This is a genomic window from Acetanaerobacterium elongatum (assembly GCF_900103835.1).
Taxonomy (GTDB): Bacteria; Bacillota; Clostridia; order Oscillospirales; family Ruminococcaceae; genus Acetanaerobacterium; species Acetanaerobacterium elongatum.
Genome location: NZ_FNID01000002.1, coordinates 1 through 22,779, shown reverse-complemented (window position 1 = coordinate 22,779; position 22,779 = coordinate 1). Strand labels below are relative to the sequence as shown.

The window sequence follows — 22,779 nt, the reverse complement described above, 5'->3', positions numbered from 1 at the left end:
AAAATCTATTAAAAAGGATATACTAATATCAAAATAATGGGATAATAAAGCAGCCGGCGGGGAGGACAGTTAATATGAAAACAATCCTTTTTAGAGCTCTTGCCGTTTCTGTAATTCTTGCGCTTTGCTTCGGCTGTGTGAGGATGGAAACAGAATACCCGGCAGCCCAGCCCGAACAACCTGTTGCACACGAAAAGATTGAGCTGAACCTAATGCTGAACAGCCCCGAGCTTGACAAGCAGTACCGCCAGATGAAAGATGTCTATGAGGCCTACCGTTCAAACGTAATCATACAAATGGATGTTCGGCGGGATGACTACGGTACGGTATTAAAAACCAAGCTGAATGCCGGTGAAGCACCCGATATCTTTATTACCAGTGCCTACAACGATAATTACCTATATCAGAGGTATTTGTATGCGCTGGACGATCAGCCGTTTATCCAGAATATCGAACCTGCCCTGCTGGGCGGTGTTACAGTAAACGGCCGCATTTGGGGTTGCCCGCTGCTGGTACAATCCCATTCCTTCATTTACAATAAGACGTTGTTTGGTGCTGCAGGCATCACCGCGCTTCCGCAAACCCTTGATGAATACCGCGCGGTGTGTGAGAAGCTCAGCCAAAACAACATTCAGCCTTTTGCCACCGGCTTTGCCGATTGGTGGGTGCTGCCCCAAACCTTCTACCCCTCAATGAGTGACGTGAATTCGGGGGATTACCACGGCCTGCTTGAGGCCACCCGTCAGGGTACCGTCAAGGTAGGGGAACTGCCCGAAACTGCCTTTGCGCTGGACGTGCTCGATCTTGTAAAGCAGTATGGCGGCCTTGAGCCGATGAAGTCGACCTTCGACAGCCAGTGTTCAGATTTTGCCGCAGGCAAGGCAGCGATGATCCATCAGGGCTCGTGGGCCGAGCAAACCATCCTAAACCAAAACCCCGAGTTGAAGCTTGGGTACCTGCCGGCACCGCGTTTAAACGGCACAGGCGTTATCGCCGCTGATTCCAACCTCACCCTGCGGGTTTATAAGGATTCCAAGGTGTTGGACGAAGCGCTTACCTTCTTAAACTGGCTGATTACCTCAGAGTACGGTAAGTGCTGGGTGCCGAATCAGGTAAAGCAGCTCTCGCCTCAAAAGGATGTACCGGTACCGGATACACCGCTTTCGGTTCAGGCTGCCGAGGCCATCAAGCAAAAGCAAACCTGTACCTGGTGGATTTTTGAAAGCCCGAACGATATCGAGCAGCCGCTGGGGCTTGCGCTGCAGGCCTATGTTTCGGGCACCCGAAGCCGCGCACAGATTCAAGAGGATATCACCGAGCTTTTTGCGCAAGGTAAAACAAGCTGACATAACATCAAGAGACGGTTATGGCGTTTGCGCCGGAGGGGACAAAAATTATGCAGATGCAGCGCCTGTTTGAGATGGTATACCTGCTCACCGAACGAGGCCACGTTACGGCAGCCGAGTTTGCCGAGCGGTTTGAGATTTCAACCCGTACCGTTTACCGCGATATCGACGTGCTCAGCAGTGCTGGCATACCGGTGTATACCTGCAAAGGCAAGCACGGGGGGATTCGTCTGCTGGGCGGCTTTACGATTGATAAATCGCTGCTTACCGAGCAGGAGCAGCAGGACATCATGGCCTCCCTGCAGAGCCTGAGCGCCATCGAGGTTCCTGGCGCCGAGCAGACACTTACCAAGCTCGCAGCACTTTTTGGCAAAAAGCGCACTGCATGGCTGGATGTGGACTTCACCTATTGGGGCGGCGGTACAAAGGAGCGCGAAAAGTTTGCGCTGCTTAAGCAGTGCATCCTGCGCGGCGAGGTGCTGGCGTTTGACTATTACAATTCCATGGGCGAAAAATCAGCCCGAACCGCGGAACCGCTTCGGCTGATCTTCAAGGGGCAGGACTGGTATCTCTACGCGTTCTGCCGCAAGAAGCAGGAGCTTCGAATCTTTAAGCTCTCCCGCATCAAAAACCCGGTGGGCACCGGCGAAACCTTTACGCGTGAAATACCCGACACCCCCTACACCGGGGAGGATCACCCCTTTAACGGAGTAATGGTACCCATTACCCTGCACATGGGCGAACAGCTGGCCTTTCGCGTCTACGACGAGTTTGACGAAGAAAACATCACCAAAAACCCCGACGGCAGCTTCACCATTCACAGTGACTTTCCGCAGGGGGAATGGCTGTACGGCTACCTGCTTTCCTACGGCGATCAGGCCGAGGTACTGGGCCCGCCCGAGGTACGCCGCGGAATCGGTGAACGTTTAAAAAGGATGGCAGCATTCTATAACGATTAATAATCCCGCAAGAGGGGTTAGGTTGTTAAAAGAATATAAATCGAAATAACATTGCGCAGGCGGACATGCGCCGCCGGAGCAATACCGCTAAAAATGTCTGCGGCAAGCAGACATTTTTGCTTGGGGGTATTCATGAGAGGTTTTGTTTTCTGTTCATATAATGTGCTGTCATTCGCCAAGGGTTTGTGCTACTATAATACTAATTTCAAATAAGCAGCCTAACGAAACATTCTGCACAGAAGCGCATAGTATAAAGACAGAAAATGCCACAATGAAGCGAGGCATCAAGCAGATGAAAAAGCTGATTCTGGTTACCTCCCCACCCGCCAGCGGAAAGACCTATGTATCCAAGCAGCTGGCTAAGGCACTCAGCCACGTGGTTTACCTGGATAAGGACACCCTCATCCCGCTTTCCAAACAGATTTTTGCGGTGGCGGGGCAGGAATACGACCGCAGCTCGGAATTTTTTAAGAAGAATATCCGCGATTACGAGTACGAAACCATCGTGGCGCTAGCCATGGAGGCGCTGGACTACGATGACATTGTGCTGATTAACGCGCCGTTTTCGCAGGAGATCCGCAGCGCCGCCTATATCCATGCCTTAACGAAGCAGCTTGCCGAAAAGGGCGCAACCCTTGCCGTGGTATGGGTGCAAACCGAGATTGAGGTGTGCCGCCAAAGGATGATTGCCCGCAATTCCGACCGCGACACCTGGAAACTTACGCACTGGGACAAATACATCGCCACCTGCAACTTCACCATCCCCACCACCTTCGATGACCCTAAGGTAAAGGATGACTTGATTATCTTCAAAAACTCCACCGACGAGGAGTTTTCAGAATCACTCAAGCGGACGGTGAAGCTTCTGGAAGGGTAAGCCGTATCACGGAAAGAATTACTGCCCTGAACATACGGGTAAGTAAGAACGGCACATCCAAGGCTGCGGCGGTAGAATGCGATGAGCTAGCCGCATTACAGAGGCTGCATGGTATTTCATAAACAGCATTATGCCATTCACGGAGCGGCTACAGCCGCTCCCTTATTCTTGTTGCGTACATACCAACGCCAATGGAAAAACCTCCACAATCACAAATTCGTATTGCCTAAACCGGCATTTTAGTGTTTAATAGAGTATATACCTCTAATATTAAGGAAGTTACGATAGATGAGCAGATTAAACATTGTTCTGGTAGAGCCGCGCATCCCGCAAAACACCGGCAACATCGCGCGCACCTGCGCGGTGACGGGGGCAAGGCTGCATCTGGTGCGCCCCATGGGGTTTGAGCCCAGCGACAAGGAGCTTAAACGCGCGGGCCTGGATTACTGGCACTTTTTAGACATCACCTACTACGATAACCTCGCCGATTTCTTTGCCAAAACCGCGGGCGGGGAGTATTTCTATTTCACCACCAAGGGGCGGCATGTGTATTCGGATATGACCTACCCCGACAACAGCTATCTGGTGTTCGGGCGTGAGGACGCGGGCCTGCCCGAGCAGCTGCTGTTTAAAAACCCCTCGCGCTGCCTGCGTATGCCGATGATTAACGATGCACGCAGCTTAAACCTCTCCAACTCCGTAGCCATCGGGGTGTACGAGGTACTGCGCCAGTGGGGCTTCCCCGAGCTGAAAAACGAGGGCAGCCTGACGAAATTTGATTGGAACGAGGCGCTGTAAACCCTATCTGTAATGATTATAAGGATAACATCGTTTGTATATTGAGTGAATTGAGTGAAGAATAGGGCGCTACGCGCCGGATAAGGAGAACAAAACAGCATGACCAAAGTTAAGTTTATAACCGATTCGGCGTGCGATCTGCCGGAAAGCGACGCGCAGGCCTACGGTATCAAGGTGCTGCCCATCCCCATTACGGTAGACGGCAGAGGCTATCTTGAGCGTGTAGACTTCAACTCGCACGAGTTTTACGACATCCTTAAGGAAAGCCAGGCTGTCCCCACCACCGCGCATATCACGGCAATTACCTACCTGGACGAATACGAAAAAGCGTTCGCGCAGGGCGCTCAGGCGATTATCGTTACCACCATCAGCTCCACCGGCTCCTCGATGTTCGACGCCGCAAGCCTTGCGAAAAACATGTACTTCGACGAGCACCCCGAGAAGGCCGAAAGCCTTGAAATCTTTGTGGTGGACTCCCTAAACTACACCATGTCCTACGGCCTGCCGGTAATCGAGGCCGTTAAGATGGTGCGCGAGGGCAAAACGGCGAAGGAAGCCGCTGACTACCTCACCGATTACTTTACCCGCGTGGAGATTCTGTTTACCCCCTTTACGCTTGAGTACGCCAAAAAGTCCGGGCGCATCGGCGTGGCGGCTGCGTTTGTGGGCGAGGTGCTGGGGCTTAGGCCTGTTATCAGCATCATCGACGGCTCCATGAAGATTGAAGACAAGGTGCGCGGTGATAAATCCGTAAACCCGCGCATTGCCGAGCTTGTCAAACAGCGCATGGACGACCGCAAGGCCCCCTACCTGCTGGTGCGCGGCTCCCGCGACGGCGTAGCCGACGAGCTGGCGAAGGTGCTTACCAAGGAGCTTGGGCACCCGCCGGTGGGCATCTACTACATAGGCGCGTGCATAGCGATTAACAGCGGGCCGGAGGTTGTGGGCGTGGCTTATCTGGGGAAAAAGAGAAGATAACTGATTATGAAACGAGGGCAGCCGAACGGCTGCCCTCGTTAACTATTCTGCATTGCGATTGGGCAGAAGAATACCCACCCCCAACCCCCTTCCCGCACACAAACTTGTCATAGAATCAAACGCTCCTATGCGGGAGGGGGAGAGATGTCCGGGGGCTTCGCCCCCGAACGAGTACCCCTGTATTGCAGATAAGCGAGCACGCTTTCTCTTTTGTAGTCTGATAGGATAATAACCGGAACGGTCAAGACCGTTCCCTACGAATTTAGTCTTTAACAGGGTAGACACATAGGTCTGCCCCTACAAAATAAACAGAGCCTGTTCCCCCACTCCGTTTTCTACCGAATAGTATCGGTAATCTTCCCTGCGTCGGCACTTCCCCGAAGGGGTCGCGAGGCGTACGCATCGTTGCGGTAGAACCGTGAGCGGTCGCGCCTCAGCGCGACAAAACGGTGCCACTGTTTGAGCCGCGGCGAGTTTGGCGCCGTTTTGAGCGATTCTATATTCGAAGCGCTACGCTTATCGCCGAGTGATTTGTGCCGACGCACAAGCTAAAGCGGTTTTTGCATCCTTTTTGACGCACTCAAAAAGGATGCCGCCTGTCCGTGCGGGTACGGACAATCCAAAGATTTATAGAATTTTAAGGTGGAACGGTCAAGACCGTTCCCTACAAATTTAACCTTTTGCAGGCTAATACAATATTACCGCTGACAACGGAACGACACGGGGTCGTTCCCTACAAATTGTCATAAATATAAACCAAGACCGGAACCAATCAAGGCTCCGGTCTTTTCTGTTGCACCCTATTTAAGCATCCCCTCAAAATCAGTGGTCGCGCAGCGGGTGAGCGGCAATTGTACCGGCCTGCCCAGTGCCGCGGAGGAATAAACCGCCAGCACCAGCTCCAGCGCCCGCTTTCCCGCCTCGCCGTCCACCGCCGGTGGACGATGGTTAACAACCGCGTCAATCACATCGGCGTAAAGGGGGGTATGCCCGTAACCGTACACATTGGGCGGGTTGTCGGAGCAGGCGGTCTTCACCGTTTCGGCCTCGTCCATGCCGTCGCCGAACCGCCACTCCTCCAGCACGTTTACCGATTTTCCCCCCGCCTTCACCGTGCCCTTCTCACCAAACAGGTAGAGCGTCTCCTCCAAGTTGTTCGGGTATACGGCGGTGGTGCCCTCGATTACGCCCATCGCGCCGTTTGCAAACCGCACCAGCGCAAGGCCGAGATCCTCCGCCTCGATGTAGGGGTGCGCAAGGTTCGCGGTGTAGGCGAACACCTCGGTGATGTCGTCGCCCAGCATCCAGCGCAAAAGGTCGATGTTGTGGATGCACTGGTTCATCAAAGCGCCGCCGTCCTGCTCCCAGGTGCCGCGCCACGGCGCCTGACGGTAGTAATCCTCCCCGCGGTTCCAGCGGATATGCGCGGTGCCGTACAGCATCTTGCCAAACCGCCCGCCCTCCATCGCTTCGCGGATTTTTCGGACGGACCTGTTAAACCGGTTCTGGTGGCACACCGCAACCGTCACCCCCGCTGCCCTGCCCGCGGCGATGATATCGTCGGCATCGGCAAGCGAAAGGGCGATGGGCTTTTCGATGATCACCGGGCAGCCCGCCTGTATGCAGGCAAGCGCCGCCTTCGCGTGCCCGCCGCTCTCGGTGGCAACGGCGGCAAGCTCAGGGTGGATTTCACTCAGCATCTGCGTGTAATCGGTATAGATAGGCACCTGCGAAAGCCCAAACTGCGCCGCCAGCTTTTCGGCGTGACTACGCTCGATGTCGCACAGCGCCGCGATAGCAAGCCCGTTTGCCTGCGCCGCCGCAATATGGTTTGGCGCGATGCGCCCGCAGCCGATGAGCGCATACCTCAGGGGGCCGCTAGAGCACCTCGATGTTGTCACGCGTCAACACCTCTTTCATGGCGTTTTTGGTGTCAAACACCGCCTTGGCGTGCCGCCCCACCAGCTTGTAGTCCACATTGGTATGCGAGGCGGTAATCATCACAAGGTCGGCTTGGGCAATTACCTCGGCGGTCAGGCTGATGCTCTTGCGCACGGTGCCGCCTAGCTTAAACTGCGGCACATACGGGTCGTGATAGGAAACCCGCGCGCCCATCCTTTCCAAGTGCTCCATCACATGCAGGGCGGGGCTTTCGCGCACATCGTCGATGTTCTGCTTGTAGGCCACCCCCAGCATCAGCACCGAGGCGCCGTTCATCGGCTTGCCAAAGCGGTTGAGCAGCTTTGCCGCACGCTCTACACAGTAGCGCGGCATGCGGTCGTTAATCATGCCCGAGGCCTCGATCATCGAGGTGTGAAAGCCGTATTCCCGCGCCTTCCACGCAAGATAGTATGGGTCCAGCGGGATGCAGTGCCCGCCGAGCCCCGGCCCGGGGTAGAACGGCTGGAACCCGTAGGGCTTGGTTTTTGCCGCCTCGATGACCTCCCATATGTTGATATCCATCTCGTTGCACAGGATCGCCAGCTCGTTGATCAGCCCGATGTTGATGTTGCGGTAGGTGTTTTCCAGTATCTTCTCCATCTCGGCCACTTTTGGGGAGGATACCTCCAGCACGTCGCTTTCCAGCACCTCGCGGTAGAGTGCGGCAATAGCGGTGCTTGCGTCTTTGCCGATGGCGCCCACCACCTTGGGGGTGTTGCGGGTTTTGTAGATAAGGTTGCCGGGGTCCACCCGTTCGGGCGAGAAGCCGAGGTAAAAGTCCTCGCCGCACACAAGTCCGGAGCCTTTCTCCAGAATCGGGCGGATCAGTTCCTCGGTGGTGCCGGGGTAGGTGGTGCTCTCCAACACCACCATACTGCCCTTTTTCAGGTACTTGGCAATCTCGGTGCAGCTGTTCTTTACATAGCTGATGTCGGGCTGCTGGTGCTCATCCAGCGGGGTGGGCACGCACACTGCAATAAACTGCACATTCTCTATAAACGAAAAATCGTTGGTGGCGGCCAGCATCCCGCTTTCCACAAGGCTTTGTAAATCCTCGCCCGCCACGTCGCCAATGTAGTTCTTGCCGCGGTTTACCTTCTCCACCTTCTCGGCCTGTATATCAAACCCGATGGTGTGAAACCCCGCCTTGGCCTTTTCCACCGCCAGCGGCAGCCCCACATAGCCAAGGCCGACCACCCCCACCAGCAGCCGCCGTTCCTTGATTCGGTTTAAAAGGTCGTCCTTCATGCTCAGCGGCATCGCTTTTTACCTGCCTTTATGTGATGTTGGGAACGACCTAAGTGTCGTTCCGGCATTTGATTATAATTTTGTAAGGGCGCGCATTGCGCATCCGCCGACAAATCGGCAACCCTATGAATACCGCGGACGGCCGATAGCCGCCCCTACAATCCCAATCGAAGCTCCGTAGGGGCGAACTGTGCTCGCCCGCGCCCCTGCCACAACCCCTCTTGTAGGGGGCGGCGTCCTCGACGCCCCGCAGTTTATCGCAAATCCACGATGGTGATGTAGGGGAGCTTACTAAGCGCCCGTGAATCTAAACGTAACCGCAGATAATACCACGGGCGATTGATAATCGTCCTACAAGATTCGCAAGATACCGCAACGGCACAGGGGCCGGAGAATTGAGGTTGATTGGCGCAACGGTCAAGACCGCTCCCTACCTGTCTTTCTCCCGTACTCTCTTTATCGGCTTCACCGCTACCCCGGTGCGTGCAATCACCCGCTCGCCATACACCGTATAGTCTTTCCCGCACACGGCGCATTTAGCAAGGTTGTTTTGAAACGACAGCTTATTGCCGCAGGCGCAAACATAGCCTATAACCCTTGCTGGGATGCCGGTTACCACGGCATAGTCGGGCACATCGTGCGTTACCACCGCGCCTGCGCCCACCAGCGCGTACTGCCCGATGGTACACCCGCACACCACCGTGGCGTTGGCCCCGATGCTTGCGCCGCGCTTGATGAGTGTCTGCTTAAACTCGTCCTTGCGCTCGATGAAGGCGCGCGGGTTTATCACGTTGGTAAATACACAAGAGGGGCCCAGGAACACCTCGTCCTCGCACACCACGCCGGTGTAAACCGAAACGTTATTCTGCACCTTCACGCCGTTTCCTAAGCGAGCGCCGGGCGCCACCACCACGTTCTGCCCAAGGCGGCAGTTCTCGCCCACCACGCACCCGCTCATCAGGTGGCAGAAATGCCAGATTACCGTGCCCCGGCCTATTTCACACGGCTCATCGATATACGCACTCTCGTGCGCGGTATACTCCTTCACCCGCAAAACTCCTTTATGGCAGCGGCTACCTCCTGCTGCTCGGCCTCGGTGATCTGCGCAAACAGCGGGATTGCCAGCGCGCGCGCGCTCAGATACTCCGCCTGTGGCATACTGCCCTTTTGATAGCGGAGCGGCTCAAACACCTTCTGCAGATGCAGCGGCACAGGGTAGTAAACACCGGTGGCAATCCCCCGCCCGGTCAGATACTCGCGCAACGCGTCGCGCCGCTCGCTTAACAACACATATAAATGATAGGCGTGCGAGCCGCCGGGCGAGGTGTGCGGCAAGGTGATGCCCTCAAGCCCCGCCAGTGCGTCATCGTAAAATGCCGCCGCCCGCTTGCGGCTATCCAGGCTCTTGTCAAGATTCTTTAATTTCACGCGCAGCAGCGCCGCCTGCAGCTCATCGAGCCGCGAGTTATACCCCACCACATAGTTATAGTATTTGCTGCTTACGGGCGGAGCGGTGTTGGGTGTAATGGGCGCACCCTCATAGGCCGGCACCTGCTCCTTTAAGCCGCTCGGCACATTGTAGGCAGCCTCCTCGCAGGGGATATCCGCGCCATCTCTCTCACTCTCTGCCGCTTTTGCCGCCTTTTCCAAAGCAGCTTTCGCCATCAGCTCATAGGCGCGCCTGCCGTCCTCGCCGCTGCCGTGGGCACGCAGGCCGCGGCAGATATCGGCTAAGCACTCGTACTCGGTAACAATCATACCGCCGTCGCCCGCGCAGGCAAGGTTTTTGGTGGGAAAAAACGAAAAACACGCGATATCCGAAAGGCTGCCCGCCATCCGCCCCTTATACCACGCGCCCATTGCCTGGCAGGCATCCTCTATCACAAACAGGCCGTTTCGCTTGGCAATGGCGTTAATCTCATCCATCTCCGCGCACTGCCCAAACAGGTGCACCGGCATGATAGCCTTGGTTTTTGGGGTGATGAGCGCCGCAATCTTTGAGGCATCAATGTTATAGGTATCGCGCCGCACATCGCAGAACACGGGGGTTGCGCCCACCGCGGCAATACTTTCGGCGGTGGCAAAAAAGGTGTAGGGCGTGGTGATCACCTCATCCCCCGCGCCGATACCCAGCGCCTTTAGGGCAATCACCAGTGCGTCGGTGCCGTTGCCCACCGAAACGGCATACTGAGTACCCACATAGGAGGCAAACTCACTTTCAAAGGCAAACACATTCTCGCTTAGGATATACTGCCCCGAGCGCAGCACCCGCAGCACGGCGGTTTCGGCCTCGCCCTGCAGCTCGGCATATTCACGGTGAAGATTCAACAGCGGTACTGGCATAAGCAGCTCCTTCTAAAATACAATTCAAGTTTATTTTGGGGTGACAGCTGAAAATTATGCGGAGTACAGAATAAAACCTTTCATGTCACTTTATCAGTTTATGAATCCGGCATCGGTAATTTCCCCATATAATGGCGACGCAGATCCACACTGTTATAAAAAACAGGAAGCCCTGCATCCTGCAAGGCTTCCTGCTTCTATATCCAAATGTGATTTACCTTAAAACGGATTCTTCCCGTCCAGCCATCCATGGTTCTTCCAATGATCGTGATCTCGGATGCACCATGTATTATTCTTCATCGCGCCGCGCATCATACCAAACATAATCCTTAAAAAGAGTTTGGGGCGCATCTTTTCGTTATGTACGGCTTTAAGAATCCCGTCTGCCATGCGCGCCGTCTGCCTTTTAAGCTTTGCCTGATTCTTCTCGCTTACCTCTGCCCACTTGCTTGCTGCCACGCGCCCTTTCAGCGAGAATACGCGCTTTACCCCCCAGTAGGTGAGGGTGTTGTTCAGCGTTTTGGCGGCGTGCGAAAGCCCCGCGCCCGCGGTGGTGGTTACCGATACCCCCACCTTACTAAACATCAGCGGGTTGGGCCGGTGGCTTACCCACATATAGCACAGATGGTCGAGCAGCGTCTTCATCTGCCCCGAAACATCCAGCGCATAGATGGGGGAAGAGAGGAGGATGACATCCGCCTGCTCCAGCGCACTTACAATCGGCTGAACCTGCTCACTGTGGGGGCAGGTCTGCTCCCCGTTCATAAAGCAGGAGAAGCACCCGTTGCAGAAACCCTGCATATCCCGCGGCAGATAAAACTCCGTGAACTCGGTTTTCTCCCGCTCGCTCAGCGCCTCCTTTAACAGCCGCACACAATTCCATGTACTGCCCTCATGCATATTCCCGTAAATAACTGCCACCTTTATCATGTCTGTATCTCCTTCTATATTCAGTGGTTCACAATGGCCTAATCACCGAGGTTCTGTAAAAGTGCCGGATATGCTTTTCCACCAGTATAAGCGCCTTATTAAGCTCCGCCTCGCCGTTATCGTACCTAAAGAACAGCGAAAAGATCGGCGCGTAAAACTCCCATGCCAGCACCTCTGGGTCTACTTTTACAAACAGTCCGTCGTCTATCATCCGCTTGAGTATCTGCGACTGATAGGTAATTGCGTCGTCAAACATCATACGGCAAAACAGCGCCGCGGCCTCGGTGCTGCAATACCGCTCGACGGTGAGCATGCGCCGCACCTTTACCATCGTTTCGTCGGTAAACACAAAGCGGAACACCTGCAGCGAATTCGCAATCAGCTGCTCCTCGGTGTAGCCCTCAAACAAGCGCTGCACCTCGTTGTTTACAGAAAACCCGCCCTGCTCGTCGGTAATCTGAAACCGCTGAAAAAAGCCACTCATTCGCTCGGCGTACCGTGTAAGGATACAGTCGTAGATGGCGCGCTTATTAGGGTAGTGCTTGTAGATGGCGCTTTCGCGTATGCCTACCACCCCCGCAATATCCCGCACCGATACAGCTTCGTAGCCCTTCACCGAAAACAGGTTAAGCGCCTCTTCCAGTATCCTTTCCTTGGTCGTCATCCATTTGCCCCCCCTAAGTGAACGATTGTTAACCCTGTTCTTATTATAGTGAACAGTCGTTCACTTGTCAAGTGTTTTTAGAGGCTTACCCGTAACAGGCAAGCCTCTTCATGTATTGCTTATACTCCGCTTTACAGCGCCAGCTCCTTATCCATCTCTTCCTCCTGCTCCTCATACACCTGCGAGCAGATGAAGTCGTACATCTCCTTGGCGGTTTTAAAAACCTCCTCCATGCGTTTACGGCTAAGGGCAAACGAAAGGTCGGTGGGGTAGCGGGTTTCAATGTAGAACTTGTTGAGTACGGCGCTCTCGTCCATCCAGGTAGAGAACTCCTTATCATACCGCAGCGCCTGCCTGCACAGCCAGGTAAGGTTGTGCCCGTCCAGCAACCGGTCAGAGGCCACCAGCAGGTAGGCCTTCAGCGCCTTTTCAATCGTCTGCTGGCAGTGGAAGGCGCACATATTGTAGCATTCGGGGTGCTGAAGCAGCAGCTCGGCGGCGCGCATATCCTCGCCCGACTTGTTCAGCCAGTCGATATGGCGCTTACTGTCGGAGGAGCGCTGTCGATGTCTTGTCACAGAACCACCCCCGTATCCCTGATGGTGCGCGCAAACGAGTGCGGGATGTTCAGCAGCTCTTCCCACTCGCCTGGGGTGTAGATTACCACATCAAACGGCTGCTCGGAATCAATACCGAGGTAGATACTGCGCTCGATATCGGCCTTCTCGGCGGTATCCACCACCACGCACAGCTTAAAGCTCTGCAGCCTGCCGCCCACGCCGAGCTTCTGGTTAAACAAAATAATCTGCTCGGGCTGCACGGTCTTTCGAATATCCTTCGCAACGGCTCGGATACATTCCATGGTTTGCGGTTCCATAGTCAGCACCTTCTTTATAAAATTGAGATTTGGGTTTATGCGGAATGCTTCCCCATTGCCTTTTTTACGGCGGGGATAATCAACAGCGCAAGCAGCCCGCCGATGAGTGCGGTAATCAGCTGCGGGTAGGAAAACATCTTGGAAAGCACCTCAGCCTGCTTGGGCTTGATTTCGGGAATGAGCTTGAGCAGCGCGGGAACCGAAAGCCACAAGAAACCCGTCTTTACCACAGCGCCCAGCACGATACCTACTATCCCGTACAGCCCCAGCGGCTTCTGGTTTGCCCTTTGGGCAAGGGTAAAGAATATCCAGGTAACCAGCACAATCAGCACATTCCCAAGCGCAATAGCAGGTGTAAGAATAGGCTGCGCCTGTATGCCCAGAATCAGCGCCAGAATGGCAGAGAGCACACCAACGGTTACGCCGCTCAGCGCGCCCACCGTTGCGGCGGTTACAATCAGAATAATATTTACAATCGAGCCGGTTACCAGCTGGGTAACGCTCATCGGGCCAAGGATTACCGCACCAGCCGGTATCAGCTTGCCCGCAAACTGCGCCACCACCAGCAGCGCCAGCATCAGTGCCGTACGCACAATCCAAAGAGTACTTTTATGTTTCATAAAAAATCATCCTTTCCATCGTTCATAGTACATTTAATAGTACATTTATTATAATGTTATTACAGTTGTCTATTCAATTCATCCAGCGTCAGGCTGTAGGCGGGAATGCATTCGGTTAAGAATACCTCCACCTCGGGCAGCGCCATCGCTTTAAGTGCTTTGATGGTTGCCTCTTTTGCCGAACTGAACTCGGTGTTGCCCGCCCGCTCCTCCTCCACGCATTTAATCAGCGCCGAGAGCTTGTCGGCAGCCTTCACCAGTGCGTGGTACTCTGCTTCGTTCTCACCGGGCAGCACCAGCTGCTCATACTCCGGCAGCAGATCCTTCGGCAGCATGGATAATAGCTGCCTGGAAGCCGAAGCCTCCACCCTCTTATAGGCTCCCTTAATCTCGGGGTTTAAATACTTCACGGGGGTGGGCAGGTCGCCGGTAATAATCTCGTGCGCGTCGTGGTAGATACCCATAAGCGCCGCATACTCGGGGTTTACCGTTCCGCCGAAGCGGCGGTTGCGGATGACTGCCAGCGCGTGGGCGATTAGCGCCACCTCCAGCGAGTGCTCACTAAGGTTCTCGGGGCGGTTGTTGCGCATAAGCCCCCAGCGGTTGATATATTTCATGCGGGAAAGCATTGCGTAAAAGCTTGTCTGCATGGGGTTTGCACATCCTTCTTTTGATTCTGCAGCTTCATTATAGACCTTAAACAGGAAAATGTCTATATATAATTTATACAAATTTAGTATATTATAAAATTTAACTTCGTCATATGAATAAATTATCCTGATTATTGCCACTCAATTTGTAAAGTGGTATAATCGGAACATGGCAAACGGCATCCAATGGTTTACAGGTGTTAGCCCGCTGCCTGCCTCAAAACAGAAGCCTATACCATTTTCTTAATATATCCGATAGGAGCAAGCTTTTCACAATAGGTGAAAAGCCTGTTTGTGTTGTGCACAGCAAGGTTCTGTCACCATATTTTCTACAGGTTTTCTGCCCGCTGCAAAATCGGGTTCTTAACCGGAAAGGCAATACGCAATGATGACATCAAAAAAGCTTAAAACCAACGAACGGTACGGACAAGCCTTTTTAATAGGGCTTGTGGTTGCCGCCGTGATGTTTTTACCCTTTGTCATCTACGACAGGGGCTATTTCTTCTTCTTTGGCGACTTTAACGTGCAGCAGATCCCCTTCTACAAGCTGGCGCAGGAGGCGGTGCGCACCGGCGACATCTACTGGAACTGGTTTACCGACCTTGGAGCGAACTTTATCGGCTCCTACAGCTTCTACCTGCTGGGCAGCCCGTTCTTCTGGCTGACGCTGCCCTTCCCCACCGCGTGGGTGCCCTACCTGATGGCGCCGCTGTTCTGCCTAAAGTTTGGTGTCATCTCGCTTACCGGCTACGGCTATATTACCCGCTTTGTAAAGAACAAGGATTACGCGCTGCTCGGCGGTATCCTGTATGCCTTTTCGGGCTTTGGCATCTACAACATCTTCTTTAACCACTTCCACGAGGCGATTGCGTTCTTCCCGCTGCTGCTCATCTCGCTGGAAGAGCTGATGATGAACAAGCGCCGCGGGTTCTTTGCGGTTTCGGTATTCATCTGTGCCCTCTCGAACTACTTTTTCTTCGCAGGGCAGGTAATGTTCGTCATTCTCTACTTCATTATCCGCCTTTCCACCGGCGACTATAAGCTTACGGTGAACAAGTTCCTTACCATCGCGCTCGAGTCGGTGCTCGGCGTAGCCATGGCGGCGTTCTTGCTGGTGCCTGCGGCGCTCGCGGTAATTCAAAACCCGCGGGTAGATGACTTTTTTACCGGCTGGAGTGCATTGTTTTACGGCAACGTGCAGCGCTACGGTGCCATTCTGCAAACCTTCTTCTTCCCGCCCGACCTTCCCTCCCGCCCCAACTTCTTCCCCGACGGCAACGTCAAGTGGGCGTCGGTGGCTGGGTGGCTGCCGCTGGTTAGCATGTGCGGCGTCATTGCCTTTATGCAACGGGGCAGGGGGCATTTTGTAAAGCGCGTGCTGCTGCTCTCGCTTACCTTCGCACTGGTGCCTATCCTCAACAGCGCGTTCTTCCTGTTTAACAGCAGCTATTACGCGCGTTGGTTCTATATGCCTATCCTCTTCCTCTCGCTTGCCACCGTAATTGCGTTTGAGGATAAAGAAGCCGACATTCTCAGCGGCATCCGCTGGACAGGCTTTATCACCGCCGCCATTGCCGTTGCCATCGGTCTGATGCCCAAGAAGGACGGCGACAAAACCATCCTTGGCCTGGAGGAATACCCCGACCGCTTCTGGCTGTATGTGGGTATCTCGATGCTGTGCGTGGTGCTGATGTATTTCCTGTTTAGGTTCTTTAAGGAGCGCAAGAACTTCCCGAGAATCCTGCTGGTGACAGCCTGCATTATCTCGTTTGCATATGGTGCCACCTTTATCGGCCTTGGCAAAACACATTCCTATTCCACCGACTATATCATCAACACAGCGCTCAACGCGCGCGATAACTTTAAGCTGCCCGAAACCAAGGATCAGTTCTGGCGTGCGGATGTTTACGACGGCATGGATAATCAGGCGATGTACTGGCATCTGCCCAACATTCAGGCCTTCCACAGCATTGTACCCGCCTCGGTGATGAATTTCTACGAATCGATCGGAATAGAGCGTCAGGTGGCGTCGCGCCCCGAAACCAGCAACTACGGCCTGCGCCCCCTTGTTTCGGTGCGGTGGCTGTTTGTGAACAAAGACGGCAACCGCGATTTCGGCATGCCGGGCTACAACTACTACGATACCCAGTACGGGTATGAAATCTATGAAAACACGAACTATATTCCCATGGGCTTTGCCTATGACAGCTATGTGGATCAGGTGCAGTTTAATAACGCCCCCGAATCCCGCCGCACCAACCTGATGGTGCACTCCATCTATCTGGATTGGGAAACCGCCGACCGCAACGCGGATATCCTCACCCATGAGGAGGATTCGAATATTTCAGAGCTTAACGAGGAGCAGCTTGCCGACGACTGCAAGGCCCGCACCAGCCAGAGCTGCTACTACTTCAAGCCCGATAACTACGGCTTTACCGCCGCCATCAACCTGCCCAGCGAGAAGCTGGTGTTCTTCTCGGTGCCCTACGACAGTGGCTTTGTGGCCACTGTAAACGGCAAGCCCGCACGGATTGAGAAGGCAAACGTCGGCTTTATGGCGGTGCGCGTACCCGCTGGCTCCAGTACCATCCGCTTTGAATACTTCACCCCCGGCCTGTACGAGGGTATCTATGTTTCGCTCGGTGCGCTGTTAATCTTCCTTGTATATATGGGTATCTGGCTGCTGTGGCTGCGCAAGCACCCCCGCCAACTGCCGCCCGAGGAACTGCCCGAAAGCAGTGAACCCCAGCAGCTTTCACTCTATATCGACGACGAGATGCCCACGCTTGCGGTAGACCCGCTGGCGGAAAGTGAACCCGCCACCTTTACGGCGGATACTGCCGCTCCCGGGCAGCCCAAGCCCCGCCAGCTGGGTGCCTACGTTTCACGGGCCGCGCTTTCCAAGCCGCTGCCCCCTCAGGCACAGGCTGCCGTACAACCACAGGCCCCTCCCCAGGCTGAAGCTGCCCCCGAACCGGCTTTGCATGAACCGGCAAGTGTAATCCAAGAGCCTGCCGCCGCTCCAACGGTTCAACCGAATGCTGCCCCTGTACAGGCCGTTTTCGAAGCGCCGGCAGAGCCTAAAGCGGTTTCGGCAACGGCAAACACCGCCGTATCGCCAACCCCTGCCACACCGGCCCCGGCCGCGCCAGCACCTGCGTCGTTTGTGCCGAAATCGGGGTTTGTGCCCAGTTTTAACCCGGCGCCGGAAAGGCAGTTCAACGCCTCGTTTGTAAGGCCGCGCCCGGCAAGCCCCACCCCTGCACCTACCCCGGCTGCCGAGCCGCCGAAAAACGCCGAAGCGCCTGCCGCCGCACCCACAGTGCCACAGAACGACAGCGCCTCCCCCATGCAGCGCATCACTCCCGAGCAGTTTAAAACCATGCTGTACGCCGACGACCGGTTTATTGTAGACCCAACCAAGCCCGAGGAGAAATAAACCGTTAGAATAGAAACTAGGAGGAACACCATTTCAATGACTACACTATACATTGTCGTACCCTGTTATAACGAGCAAGAGGTACTGCCCGAAACCAGCAAGCGCTTTTTGGCCAAGCTCAAGGCGCTGATTGACGGCGGCAAGATCACCGACAGCAGCCGCATCCTGTTTGTAAACGACGGCAGCAAGGATAAAACATGGGATCTGATTGCGCAGTATCACGAGCAGGACTGTCATTTCAGCGGCTTAAAGCTCTCGCGCAACCGCGGGCACCAGAACGCGCTGCTCGCCGGGCTGATGACAGCCAAGGAGCACGCCGACTGCGTGGTTTCGCTGGACGCCGACCTGCAGGACGACATCAATGCCGTAGACGAGATGCTCGCGAAATTCGAGGAAGGCTGCGATATTGTATACGGTGTACGCTCAAGCCGCGCCAAGGATACCTTCTTTAAGCGCACCACCGCCGTCGGCTTTTATAAATTTATGCGCGCCCTCGGTGCAAACGTGCTGGAAAATCACGCAGACTACCGCTTAATGAGCAAGCGTTCCCTTGACGCGTTAGCGGAGTTTTCTGAGGTAAACCTCTTTTTGCGAGGCATGGTGCCGCTGGTGGGCTTTAAGTTCGCCACCGTATCCTATGTGCGCGAGGAACGCTTTGCGGGCGAATCGAAATACCCGCTCAAAAAGATGCTCTCGTTTGCCTTTGATGGCATTACCTCGTTCAGCGTTAAGCCCTTAAGCATCATCACCTCCATCGGCTTTATTGTGTTTGTGGTAAGCATCCTTGCCGCAGTCTACGCTCTTGTTACGTTTATACTGGGCCACGCGGTAAGCGGTTGGACCTCCACCATTATATCTTTGTGGTTTTTGGGCGGGGTGCAGCTCATCTGCCTTGGCGTGGTGGGGCAGTATATCGGCAAGATCTACAACGAGGTAAAGCGCCGCCCGCGCTATATCATCGAGGACTTTCTGAATCAATAAGCTAATTTGATATGAAAAGCGATTCAACATCGATAGAGTTTTTCCGCATAGGTACTGCAGAGCTTGTGGAAGGCCATGGTGTTCATGCCTTCCCGCTGCATACCCATGCGGTTTTTTGTATCGGCGTTGTAACCGAGGGGCGGCTGCTGATTCAGTTTGGCAATGAGAGCCCTTGTCTGCTTACAAAGCATCAGGTATACTTCATTCCCCCTTTTGTCCCTCATACCATCAGTCCCGCGGAGGACACCCCCTACGGCTACTGCGCCGTTTGCGTACCCGGTGCAGCCCCCGACGGGTCGGTTCACTGCGCGCAACGGGTATTCCCGGATGAAGCATTGGGTGAAAAGCTGCTTACCGCCTGCCGGGATTACAAGGAGAGCGGCGACAGCTCCCGCTTTTACCCCATTGTAGAGGATTTTCTCCGGCAGAATATCGTTATAAAGCCCTCGGTGGCTAACCAAAACAGGCAGCTTGCCGAAGACTGCGCCGATTATATCCAAAACCACCTAAGCGAGCCCTTCAGTCTGCAAAGGCTAAGCGGGTATGCACATGTGTCAAAATATCATCTTGTACGGTGCTTTGAAGCACAGATGGGCGTGGCACCCTATCGCTACTATCTGCAGGCGAAGGTAAAAAAAATCAGGCAGGGGCTGCTGCAAGAACAATCCCCCGCCGATTTGGCCTATTCACTTCAGTTTGCCGACCAAAGCCATCTTTGCAATGTTTTTAAGCGGTATGTCGGTATTACTCCCAGCCGGTTCAAGAGCAGCTATCGCAAGAAATGATTCTAAACCAGCGGTGGGGTAAAGGTTGCGAGGATATACAGCCCTTCTTCCGAGGCCTGCACCTTATGCTCTGTACCTACCGGGATGACAGCCACACAACCCGCGGTGTAGCGATGTTTGGCACCGCCCATGTAAAGGGTTCCGCTGCCGGATATCACCTCATGAATTTCAAGGTTTTCGGCATGAGTATGGGTATCCAGCGTGCACAGCGGCTCCACCCTTACCAGATGGCAGCTCAACAGCCCGTTAGTAATGCCCCCTGCAACCAGATGCTTGAGCGATACCCCTTTAAATTTAGGGTGCGCGTTATACCCAACCTGTTCAGAGCATATGGTATCCTTCAAGGTATAAACGCTGCCCTTTTCAAACTGTTCCGAAATAGTCAATCCTTTCGCCTCCTTATGTTCTTTTACTCTTTTATAACAAATCGGCGGCTGAAAAGATTGCAAATAATTGCTCGGATTACAAAATCACGCCCTCCACCGTAAATAATACTAACCCCACGAACCGAGCTGTTCGTGGGGTTTGTTTTAGTTTAGTGTTGGCATCAGACGTCAGACAGGTTTGAAAACCTCAACACGGTTTTTCCCGTTCCTCTTGGCCTGATAAAGCGCCTTATCGGCATTGCGGAAGAAGCGCTTGGGGGTGTCCTCCTCGGTGGGTACGGCGCCGTACAGCCCGATGCTGACGGTGATCATCTCAAGTGCAGAGAGCGGATTGCTGATATTCAGCGCCTCCACCGCCGCACGGATGCGCTCTGCCGTTTCGGCTGCCTGCGAAGGCTTGGCTCCGGGCATTACCACCGCAAATTCCTCGCCGCCGTAGCGCAGCACATAGTCGCGCCCGTCGTCCGAGCACTCCCGCATCAGCCGGGCTACCTTCGCAATGCAGCTGTCGCCCGCGTGGTGCCCGTAATAGTCGTTTAAGCACTTAAAATCGTCGATATCCAGCATCAGTATGGAAACGGGGGTTTGTGCCGCAATAGCGTTCTGCCACAAGGCAGGCATGTACTCATCCAGAAAACGGCGGTTGTGCAGGCCGGTAAGCACGTCGGTATGCACCAGCTCGCTTAACTTATGATTCATCTCTTCAATCTCGCGGTTCTTCTGCACAATAACGGCGTGGCTGCAAAACGCCCTTCGCGCACCCACATAACGCGAGGTGGAAATTACTATAGCAAGCGCGGCTACAACGGTAGTATTAAAAATACTGTCAGAGAGCTTCACCTTCCCGCTGTAAGCAGTTACGAACATGCCGATAAATACCAGATGATTGACCAAAAACAGCACAATGCCGCGTATCGGGTGCATATAGGCGAGCGCCGCCACGCAGATGACGATGGCAAAGTACAGCGCAACACTTTTTGCATCCCCTCTTGGGATATAAAGAATAATAACGGTAGACCATACGCACACAAAACAGCTGTATAAATAGGTGTAAAGCAGAACTCGCTTCGCCTTTACAAACACATTCTTATAAACGTGCAGCAGATAAATACAAAACGAAGCCGAAACCACCGCTAAAAACACATAGTATACAGCACGAACGCGTCCGGTTAACGATTCTGCATCAGGGTTGATAAAAAACAGGTCGATAAGATCAATCAGTGTAAGGAGAAGCACAACGGGCAGAAGAATCCTTGCAACCAGCAGGCACTTCTTTGCAAGCTCTGCGGCAAAGCCCTGTTCCTGCTCGTCTGTAAGCGGAGGCAGTAGTTTTTCATTAATCAATTTCATGCACAATCTCTTTTATTATGTATTATTCTGTCGAATTTAACTATATAAGACTATTGAAGAGAGGGTTAAGGCCATATGCCTTAACCCTCTGCAAAATGCAGTACTCAGGTAATTCCGCAGTCGTAATAATCCTTCCACTTTTCCTCATGCACGCGGTTATCAATGTAACGCAGTATAAAGAATACGGCGGCAGTTACCACCGTGATAACACCCACTGCCGTAAAAAATGCCCGTATGCTCTTATTCATATGCAACCTTTCCTTTCTAACGCGGGTTCAAGCACAAAAGAGAATCAAGTCATTCCTGGTTCACTGGTTAAAATAAGTAAATATCCGATAGGAGCCGTTAAATATATGGCTGTTGTATTTTAGCCTTATCATACCCTACATATCAAACCTTGTCAATAAAAACGTAAAGTTCAGTTTGTTAAGATTCTTTTCTCTTTCTCACTAAAAGCAGTATCAAAGCAATTATAATAGCGATAAGAACAAAGACAATACCAACAAAATAGCCCTCAAATTCACTTGAAGGCTCAGAAATTGACGATTCAGCCTTCATGTTACCTGCCGTGGTATTATCAATAACAAGCTCTCTGCTTACCTCATCGGTTTGGGTATTATCTATGGGGTAATTCACGTTAACCCTATATCTGCCGGGGGAGATTGCGTTACCGTTTAATTCAATGGGCACCATAACACTGGTTTTCGGGGCCATCTTCTCAAGGTCAAAGTCACCTTCATAAAGGTGCTCGCCCACATGATCAAACACATCATAGCTGATTTTAGCCAATCGGTTAATAACCGGAAGATTGTTGGAAAGCGAAAGAACAGCCTTTCCCTCGTCTTGATCAAAGCTCAGGTCTCCGACTTGTATAGCAGGGGTTTCTGTGGTTAGCGGCTGCGCAAGACGAATGCGAACCGGAATGGTTATCGCTCTTTTTACATTTATCTGAAAATTAGCTTCCCGGCTGAGAGACTGATCATCTTCCTGCCGCGGTGCGGCATCAACAAACCGGATTGCCCCGATAGCCTCTCCCTCGGGTATCGATGGAGCGGCGACACTGAACCTGATGGTACGGCTTTCGTTCGGCTTTAATACAAGCTGTGTTTCAAAGGGTACAATATGGTCAGCCATCATATAGCTGCGGTCAATATACCCAATATCATCGCTGGTATTGTTAGTTACATAAATCAGCCCGCCATGAGGAGAGGTGTAGCAATCCGCTGTCTCAACCGCTATTGCAGCATTGCTTGAGGTGTTGTTATAGATTACGGCCGACAGTTCTTGTGTTTGCTGAGCTTTAAGATCAATATAAAAATAGCCGGCATCCCCTTCAATCTGATTCGATGGATAGATTGGAATTACTGTGAACGGTGCCACCGAATTATCAATCAGGCTGCCGTTTGAAAACAAAACAGTCATGGCCATTACAGCCGTTAAGAACAGCCGGCCTTCCATTCTAACCATCTCCTTCAAAATCAAAACCACCAGTTAAACTGGTGGTATGCACCAGCCCTAAAAGGGCATATTACTGGCACAGCGTCTCAAGACGCACTGAATGGTTCCGCCAACCGCATTACTATTACGGGCAGCCGCTAAAGCGGCTG

Annotated in this window: 22 protein-coding genes; 8 read left to right on the top strand and 14 right to left on the bottom strand. The window is 53.5% G+C overall.

Annotated elements, in window-relative coordinates:
• The first annotated feature begins 74 nt into the window (after positions 1 to 74).
• The 5 genes from BLR50_RS00705 (at position 75) to BLR50_RS00685 (ending at position 4,958) form a co-directional block, all read left to right on the top strand.
• Positions 75 to 1,346 carry an ABC transporter substrate-binding protein gene (locus BLR50_RS00705; RefSeq protein ID WP_092637472.1) on the top strand — a complete coding sequence of 424 codons (1,272 nt, stop codon included), beginning with the start codon at positions 75 to 77 and terminating at the stop codon, positions 1,344 to 1,346.
• A 50-nt stretch (positions 1,347 to 1,396) separates the two neighbouring features.
• Positions 1,397 to 2,305: a helix-turn-helix transcriptional regulator gene (locus BLR50_RS00700; protein WP_092637674.1), complete on the top strand. Its 909-nt coding sequence runs from the start codon at positions 1,397 to 1,399 to the stop codon at positions 2,303 to 2,305.
• 292 nt (positions 2,306 to 2,597) lie between these two features.
• Positions 2,598 to 3,182 carry a P-loop nucleotide/nucleoside kinase family protein gene (locus BLR50_RS00695; RefSeq protein WP_092637672.1) on the top strand — a complete coding sequence of 195 codons (585 nt, stop codon included), beginning with the start codon at positions 2,598 to 2,600 and terminating at the stop codon, positions 3,180 to 3,182.
• A 288-nt stretch (positions 3,183 to 3,470) separates the two neighbouring features.
• Complete coding sequence (locus BLR50_RS00690) at positions 3,471 to 3,980, top strand: tRNA (cytidine(34)-2'-O)-methyltransferase (RefSeq protein WP_092637470.1); 510 nt, start codon at positions 3,471 to 3,473, stop codon at positions 3,978 to 3,980.
• A gap of 99 nt (positions 3,981 to 4,079) precedes the next feature.
• Positions 4,080 to 4,958, top strand: a complete 879-nt coding sequence (locus tag BLR50_RS00685; RefSeq protein WP_092637468.1) for a DegV family protein — start codon at positions 4,080 to 4,082, stop codon at positions 4,956 to 4,958.
• Positions 4,959 to 5,758: 800 nt separating this feature from the next.
• Here BLR50_RS00685 and BLR50_RS00680 read toward each other — a convergent pair.
• The 10 genes from BLR50_RS00680 to yfbR form a co-directional block, all read right to left on the bottom strand.
• The gene (locus BLR50_RS00680) at positions 5,759 to 6,859 is read right to left on the bottom strand and encodes a Gfo/Idh/MocA family protein (RefSeq protein WP_341465393.1); all 1,101 of its coding nucleotides are present in this window, start codon (positions 6,857 to 6,859) and stop codon (positions 5,759 to 5,761) included.
• Entirely contained in the window at positions 6,837 to 8,147 is a 1,311-nt protein-coding gene (locus BLR50_RS00675) for a nucleotide sugar dehydrogenase (protein WP_092637668.1), read from the bottom strand. Before BLR50_RS00675 ends, BLR50_RS00680 begins: the two co-directional genes overlap by 23 nt.
• A gap of 430 nt (positions 8,148 to 8,577) precedes the next feature.
• Positions 8,578 to 9,201: an acyltransferase gene (locus tag BLR50_RS00670; protein ID WP_341465391.1), complete on the bottom strand. Its 624-nt coding sequence runs from the start codon at positions 9,199 to 9,201 to the stop codon at positions 8,578 to 8,580.
• Positions 9,192 to 10,490: a DegT/DnrJ/EryC1/StrS family aminotransferase gene (locus BLR50_RS00665; RefSeq protein WP_092637466.1), complete on the bottom strand. Its 1,299-nt coding sequence runs from the start codon at positions 10,488 to 10,490 to the stop codon at positions 9,192 to 9,194. The genes BLR50_RS00670 and BLR50_RS00665 overlap by 10 nt, the downstream gene beginning before the upstream one ends.
• Before the next feature lie 219 nt (positions 10,491 to 10,709).
• Positions 10,710 to 11,420: a flavodoxin family protein gene (locus BLR50_RS00660; RefSeq protein WP_092637464.1), complete on the bottom strand. Its 711-nt coding sequence runs from the start codon at positions 11,418 to 11,420 to the stop codon at positions 10,710 to 10,712.
• Between the two features lie 28 nt (positions 11,421 to 11,448).
• Complete coding sequence (locus BLR50_RS00655; protein WP_092637462.1) at positions 11,449 to 12,084, bottom strand: TetR/AcrR family transcriptional regulator; 636 nt, start codon at positions 12,082 to 12,084, stop codon at positions 11,449 to 11,451.
• Between the two features lie 131 nt (positions 12,085 to 12,215).
• Positions 12,216 to 12,662: a HEPN domain-containing protein gene (locus BLR50_RS00650; protein ID WP_092637460.1), complete on the bottom strand. Its 447-nt coding sequence runs from the start codon at positions 12,660 to 12,662 to the stop codon at positions 12,216 to 12,218.
• Positions 12,659 to 12,961 carry a hypothetical protein gene (locus BLR50_RS00645; protein WP_092637458.1) on the bottom strand — a complete coding sequence of 101 codons (303 nt, stop codon included), beginning with the start codon at positions 12,959 to 12,961 and terminating at the stop codon, positions 12,659 to 12,661. Before BLR50_RS00645 ends, BLR50_RS00650 begins: the two co-directional genes overlap by 4 nt.
• A 35-nt stretch (positions 12,962 to 12,996) precedes the next feature.
• Positions 12,997 to 13,581 (bottom strand): ECF transporter S component, encoded by a 585-nt coding sequence (locus BLR50_RS00640; RefSeq protein ID WP_092637456.1) that lies wholly within the window; start codon positions 13,579 to 13,581, stop codon positions 12,997 to 12,999.
• 59 nt (positions 13,582 to 13,640) lie between these two features.
• Positions 13,641 to 14,231: a 5'-deoxynucleotidase gene (yfbR, locus tag BLR50_RS00635; protein ID WP_092637454.1), complete on the bottom strand. Its 591-nt coding sequence runs from the start codon at positions 14,229 to 14,231 to the stop codon at positions 13,641 to 13,643.
• 385 nt (positions 14,232 to 14,616) lie between these two features.
• On the opposite strand from yfbR, the gene BLR50_RS00630 reads away from it, so the two are divergent.
• The 3 genes from BLR50_RS00630 to BLR50_RS00620 are packed head-to-tail and all read left to right on the top strand — an operon-like array spanning position 14,617 to position 19,436.
• Positions 14,617 to 17,670: a YfhO family protein gene (locus BLR50_RS00630; protein WP_242871655.1), complete on the top strand. Its 3,054-nt coding sequence runs from the start codon at positions 14,617 to 14,619 to the stop codon at positions 17,668 to 17,670.
• A gap of 36 nt (positions 17,671 to 17,706) precedes the next feature.
• Entirely contained in the window at positions 17,707 to 18,651 is a 945-nt protein-coding gene (locus tag BLR50_RS00625; protein ID WP_092637451.1) for a glycosyltransferase family 2 protein, read from the top strand.
• Between the two features lie 11 nt (positions 18,652 to 18,662).
• Positions 18,663 to 19,436: an AraC family transcriptional regulator gene (locus BLR50_RS00620; protein ID WP_092637449.1), complete on the top strand. Its 774-nt coding sequence runs from the start codon at positions 18,663 to 18,665 to the stop codon at positions 19,434 to 19,436.
• Positions 19,437 to 19,438: 2 nt separating this feature from the next.
• Here BLR50_RS00620 and BLR50_RS00615 read toward each other — a convergent pair whose 3' ends face one another.
• The 4 genes from BLR50_RS00615 to BLR50_RS00605 form a co-directional block, all read right to left on the bottom strand.
• Positions 19,439 to 19,822: a cupin domain-containing protein gene (locus BLR50_RS00615; protein ID WP_162840262.1), complete on the bottom strand. Its 384-nt coding sequence runs from the start codon at positions 19,820 to 19,822 to the stop codon at positions 19,439 to 19,441.
• 168 nt (positions 19,823 to 19,990) lie between these two features.
• Entirely contained in the window at positions 19,991 to 21,172 is a 1,182-nt protein-coding gene (locus BLR50_RS00610; protein ID WP_092637445.1) for a GGDEF domain-containing protein, read from the bottom strand.
• A gap of 104 nt (positions 21,173 to 21,276) precedes the next feature.
• Positions 21,277 to 21,420 carry a hypothetical protein gene (locus BLR50_RS14365; protein ID WP_162840261.1) on the bottom strand — a complete coding sequence of 48 codons (144 nt, stop codon included), beginning with the start codon at positions 21,418 to 21,420 and terminating at the stop codon, positions 21,277 to 21,279.
• A gap of 178 nt (positions 21,421 to 21,598) precedes the next feature.
• Positions 21,599 to 22,630: a WxL protein peptidoglycan domain-containing protein gene (locus BLR50_RS00605; RefSeq protein ID WP_162840260.1), complete on the bottom strand. Its 1,032-nt coding sequence runs from the start codon at positions 22,628 to 22,630 to the stop codon at positions 21,599 to 21,601.
• Positions 22,631 to 22,779: the final 149 nt, after the last annotated feature.

What these genes read in the sequence shown, in the direction of transcription:
- BLR50_RS00620 (WP_092637449.1), top strand. Translation starts at nt 18,663, where the DNA reads ATGAAAAGCGATTCAACATCGATAGAGTTTTTCCGCATAGGTACTGCA.
- BLR50_RS00630 (WP_242871655.1), top strand. Translation starts at nt 14,617, where the DNA reads ATGATGACATCAAAAAAGCTTAAAACCAACGAACGGTACGGACAAGCC.
- BLR50_RS00625 (WP_092637451.1), top strand. Translation starts at nt 17,707, where the DNA reads ATGACTACACTATACATTGTCGTACCCTGTTATAACGAGCAAGAGGTA.
- BLR50_RS00700 (WP_092637674.1), top strand. Translation starts at nt 1,397, where the DNA reads ATGCAGATGCAGCGCCTGTTTGAGATGGTATACCTGCTCACCGAACGA.
- BLR50_RS00705 (WP_092637472.1), top strand. Translation starts at nt 75, where the DNA reads ATGAAAACAATCCTTTTTAGAGCTCTTGCCGTTTCTGTAATTCTTGCG.
- BLR50_RS14365 (WP_162840261.1), bottom strand. Translation starts at nt 21,420, where the DNA reads ATGAATAAGAGCATACGGGCATTTTTTACGGCAGTGGGTGTTATCACG.
- BLR50_RS00685 (WP_092637468.1), top strand. Translation starts at nt 4,080, where the DNA reads ATGACCAAAGTTAAGTTTATAACCGATTCGGCGTGCGATCTGCCGGAA.
- BLR50_RS00675 (WP_092637668.1), bottom strand. Translation starts at nt 8,147, where the DNA reads ATGAAGGACGACCTTTTAAACCGAATCAAGGAACGGCGGCTGCTGGTG.
- yfbR (WP_092637454.1), bottom strand. Translation starts at nt 14,231, where the DNA reads ATGCAGACAAGCTTTTACGCAATGCTTTCCCGCATGAAATATATCAAC.
- BLR50_RS00660 (WP_092637464.1), bottom strand. Translation starts at nt 11,420, where the DNA reads ATGATAAAGGTGGCAGTTATTTACGGGAATATGCATGAGGGCAGTACA.
- BLR50_RS00610 (WP_092637445.1), bottom strand. Translation starts at nt 21,172, where the DNA reads ATGAAATTGATTAATGAAAAACTACTGCCTCCGCTTACAGACGAGCAG.
- BLR50_RS00645 (WP_092637458.1), bottom strand. Translation starts at nt 12,961, where the DNA reads ATGGAACCGCAAACCATGGAATGTATCCGAGCCGTTGCGAAGGATATT.
- BLR50_RS00640 (WP_092637456.1), bottom strand. Translation starts at nt 13,581, where the DNA reads ATGAAACATAAAAGTACTCTTTGGATTGTGCGTACGGCACTGATGCTG.
- BLR50_RS00690 (WP_092637470.1), top strand. Translation starts at nt 3,471, where the DNA reads ATGAGCAGATTAAACATTGTTCTGGTAGAGCCGCGCATCCCGCAAAAC.
- BLR50_RS00665 (WP_092637466.1), bottom strand. Translation starts at nt 10,490, where the DNA reads ATGCCAGTACCGCTGTTGAATCTTCACCGTGAATATGCCGAGCTGCAG.
- BLR50_RS00695 (WP_092637672.1), top strand. Translation starts at nt 2,598, where the DNA reads ATGAAAAAGCTGATTCTGGTTACCTCCCCACCCGCCAGCGGAAAGACC.
- BLR50_RS00655 (WP_092637462.1), bottom strand. Translation starts at nt 12,084, where the DNA reads ATGACGACCAAGGAAAGGATACTGGAAGAGGCGCTTAACCTGTTTTCG.
- BLR50_RS00605 (WP_162840260.1), bottom strand. Translation starts at nt 22,630, where the DNA reads ATGGAAGGCCGGCTGTTCTTAACGGCTGTAATGGCCATGACTGTTTTG.